Raw genomic sequence first — 3,336 nt, forward strand, 5'->3', positions numbered from 1 at the left:
AAAGCGCAACTTCAAAAGAATTGCCCCCAGGTCCGGCGTCGCTTCGTCATTGGCATTTGCCTCAGTCAGAGATCGATGCCAAGCTCGTTGGCATGCCTTCGCAATCGAATTTGGCTTTCACGGATTGATCGGTCAACGAGATCACCCAGAGGCTTGCGTCACCCGGATTGGTGATCGCGACTTGCCGGCCTCGAGGAAGGAAGACCGCGTCATGATGGCCAAAGTGGCCTTCGATCTGGCTTGGTCCCACCGCAATCGGCTCCCCTGCTTTGGCGTCCGAGAAATCTCCGTTGCCATCAGGATCCAATTCCACCACGTAGAGTTGGTCAGTGTCGGGGGCTTCTTTTGATTCCGCAAAGCAAAGAGCGATCGGACGTCCGCCGGAACCTTTGCCGACGATCGGTGTTCGCAGCGATTGGTCGCTGGCGAGTTCCATCTTCATCGTTTGAACCGTGGGTTGATCGCAGGATGCATCGACGAAGCAGAGTCGTGATTGGTCAGCCTTGCCGCTTGTGAAAACCACTTGGTCGCCAAGAGTCGCGAACGCTCCCGTGCGAAGTGGGTTGCCCTCGGGGTCCGTGCCGATCTCAAGTTGGTTCACTTGCACGGAATCAGCGGCGTCGTCAACTTCCAAGTCGGCTTTGACCCAGCAGATGCCTTCGGCAGGAGCGAAGAAGACTTTCCCACCGCAGTACGTCGCTCCGTGCAAAACGCCGGTGGGGCAATCGATGCGATAGCCCTTGCCCGTGTTTTCCGCCAAACCGACCACGTCGACCCGGCCGGCGTTCTCGCCCTCGCCGTGAATCCAAGTGCTGTACCCCACCTTTCCATTGGCAACGGCAAGGGTGATGTGTCCTCCTCCGCCTTCATAGAACTGCCCAGCTTCGCTTGGTTTCATGGCTTTTCGAACACTTTTCGCGTTCATCACCGTGAATCCATTGCGTTGGTCGTTCGCCATCACAAACGATTTTCCGTAGCGGTACAGGTGAGCGGGGTTGCCTTGGCTATCGTCAATCAGTTTTGAGTGCACCGAGGGCGACGCTTGAAAACGCCAGTGGAAGTGGTCGCCGTGTGCTTCCTGGGTAGCTCCTGATTCAATCGCAACCCAACCGCTGCCGATGTCGCCATTTGCTTCGTCGCGCACACCAACGACGAGCAAACCGTCATCAATCTGCATCTGAACCAACGTTTGGTCGTCTACATCCAGTTCGGGAAAACCATCGACGGCATGTTCTTTCAGCGAGTATCCCTCCTTCGATTTTTGAAGGTCGCCCCACTTCAAGCTGGCAGTGGAATGGTCTTGCCAAAAAAGTCGGGCGATCGTGCGGCCTTGTGCGTGGAGGTCAGAATTGCCCAGGAGTGCAAGGGCAACCAAGGGTAACAGGAGTGTTCGAGTATTCATTTTGGTTTGTTTTTTATTTCAACGAATGGATGAGAGAGATTGAACGGCGCGGCGTGGCAGTTCAATCGTCTGTTGTGGAGATGCGGAGAACGGTTCCAGGCGGAACGAATCGCAGAACTTGTCCATCACGGATGCTTTCAGCATCCAGCCGCCATCGCTGATCGATTCCATCTCGATGACATAGCTCTCCGGTTCAGGAGATGGCAATTCATGAAAGTAGGCCACGCCGCGTTCGTTCGTGATAGAACGATCGAGCGTGACACCATCGGCGGATGGCTTCAGCAGCACCTGGACATTGGCGAGCGGTGTGCCGTCGTAGACAACCGTCACGAATGTTTCGGATTCCGTTGCCTGCCCGGACGGCGTTGCTTCGCAACCAGCAAAGGTGAGAAGGGCACCGGTCAGTAGCATTACCGAATAACGCGCGATCACGGCCACTGAACAACCTCTTTGCCGTCGCGTGAAAACAATGCGTGGTACAGCGTTCGGTCAATCGAATCGGTCATGAAGTGAACACTGCCATCCAACATCGCGTGCATCGATCCGCCGGTGTGATAAGACCGCGAAGAATAGAAGCCCCGGCCGTGCATGCCGATGTCGGGGATCGCTGAGTTCGGCGTCATGTAGCCGTTGATCACCGTGGAGTAGGGCACCCCTCGGATCCAGCTGGCACCACGATTTCCGGTGTAGGAACTGATTTTCGCAGGGAAAACCGTTTCCAAATCGGGATTCGAGATCAACGTTCCACCGTCGAGAAAACCTGGGTTCGGGGCGGTGTTGGAGCTCGTACCGCTCCAATTCGCGATCCGGCGATGAGGCCCTGCGGGGGTCGGTTCGGTCAGTCCGCTGGTTTGATCGCCCATGACGGTTTCAGCGAGCAAAACGGTTTGGCTGGTGCCATCGAGACAATCCCGGAATTTGGCCCAGGAGTTTGTCCACACCATTCCGTCGGTTTTGTAGCGGTCGTCGTAATGCGTCTCCGTTCCGCTGCCGTAGCTGAACATGTAGCTCAGGCCACCGGAAAAGCCGCTGCTTCCATCGGCAAAGGTGGTGCTGAATTTCGGGTCGCCGACGTCGCTCGGGCAAAGGAACGTGGGGACCACTGTTTCAATGGCTTCGCGAAGATTGGGATTGAAACTGGATGCCCAAGGCAGGCCGGTCAACAACGGCTGTTCAAAGTCAATCAATTCGCTCAGGCCGGCTTGTTCGATGTAGGGCAGCACACGTGCTTGTGCGGAGAAACTGCTGGATCCCGTCATGCCCGGGATGCATTTGAACGAGCTTTCGTAGTTATGAGTCGACAACGCGATTTGTTTCAAGTTGTTGCTGCACGACATACGGCGAGCTGCCTCGCGAGCAGCCTGGACGGCTGGCAATAGCAACCCGACCAAGATGCCGATGATCGCAATGACCACCAGGAGTTCAACCAAAGTGAACGCTTCGTGAGATCGGCCGGGACGTGATGGAGGTGGAATGGATTTCATGAAATTTGGGTTGGGTGAGAGCGCAAAAAGATGGCAGATGCCCCGCGCGGCGCGCACGTCGATCGACACAGGTTTGGTCGGACCGGGCGCCGCTCGTACGTGAACGCACGCGCGAGGCAATGGATGGCGTCGAATCGTGAACTGAGTGCACCGTCAGTTCTTGCTCAGCCATCCGTCAACGGATGACGTGGCAAACCTTTGCATGCCTATCGGTGAATCGTTGCCAGCAAGGTGGTGGCAAGAAACGACCGACTCGCAACGCCCATGTAAACACAGGCGAAGTCAACAAGAACGAAAAGACGGTGACTCAGGCCTTGATCGCAGGTGGGCCACGAAGAGGTGGCCAAGAGATGGACCCTTCGACATCCGCTGAATCGCGAGTTGTCCAATCCGCGAACGCGATCCATTCACTGTTGATCGTTACCTTTGTCTGATCAACCAATCCTGTCG

The 3,336-nt window shown here is 56.2% G+C and carries 3 protein-coding genes; all 3 read right to left on the minus strand.

Annotation, left to right across the window (positions count from 1 at the left end):
- Positions 1–61 precede the first annotated feature (61 nt).
- From ACF8AM_RS15040 to ACF8AM_RS15050, 3 genes are read right to left on the minus strand one after another with little or no spacing between them, the layout of a single operon-like run.
- Positions 62–1,402 carry a hypothetical protein gene (locus ACF8AM_RS15040; RefSeq protein ID WP_392556421.1) on the minus strand — a complete coding sequence of 447 codons (1,341 nt, stop codon included), beginning with the start codon at positions 1,400–1,402 and terminating at the stop codon, positions 62–64.
- Between the two features lie 18 nt (positions 1,403–1,420).
- Positions 1,421–1,840, minus strand: a complete 420-nt coding sequence (locus tag ACF8AM_RS15045) for a hypothetical protein (RefSeq protein ID WP_392556422.1) — start codon at positions 1,838–1,840, stop codon at positions 1,421–1,423.
- Positions 1,831–2,886 (minus strand): DUF1559 domain-containing protein, encoded by a 1,056-nt coding sequence (locus tag ACF8AM_RS15050; RefSeq protein WP_392556423.1) that lies wholly within the window; start codon positions 2,884–2,886, stop codon positions 1,831–1,833. Before ACF8AM_RS15050 ends, ACF8AM_RS15045 begins: the two co-directional genes overlap by 10 nt.
- Positions 2,887–3,336: the final 450 nt, after the last annotated feature.

This window comes from Rhodopirellula sp. JB055 (genome assembly GCF_043100905.1).
Lineage (GTDB): Bacteria > Planctomycetota > Planctomycetia > Pirellulales > Pirellulaceae > Rhodopirellula.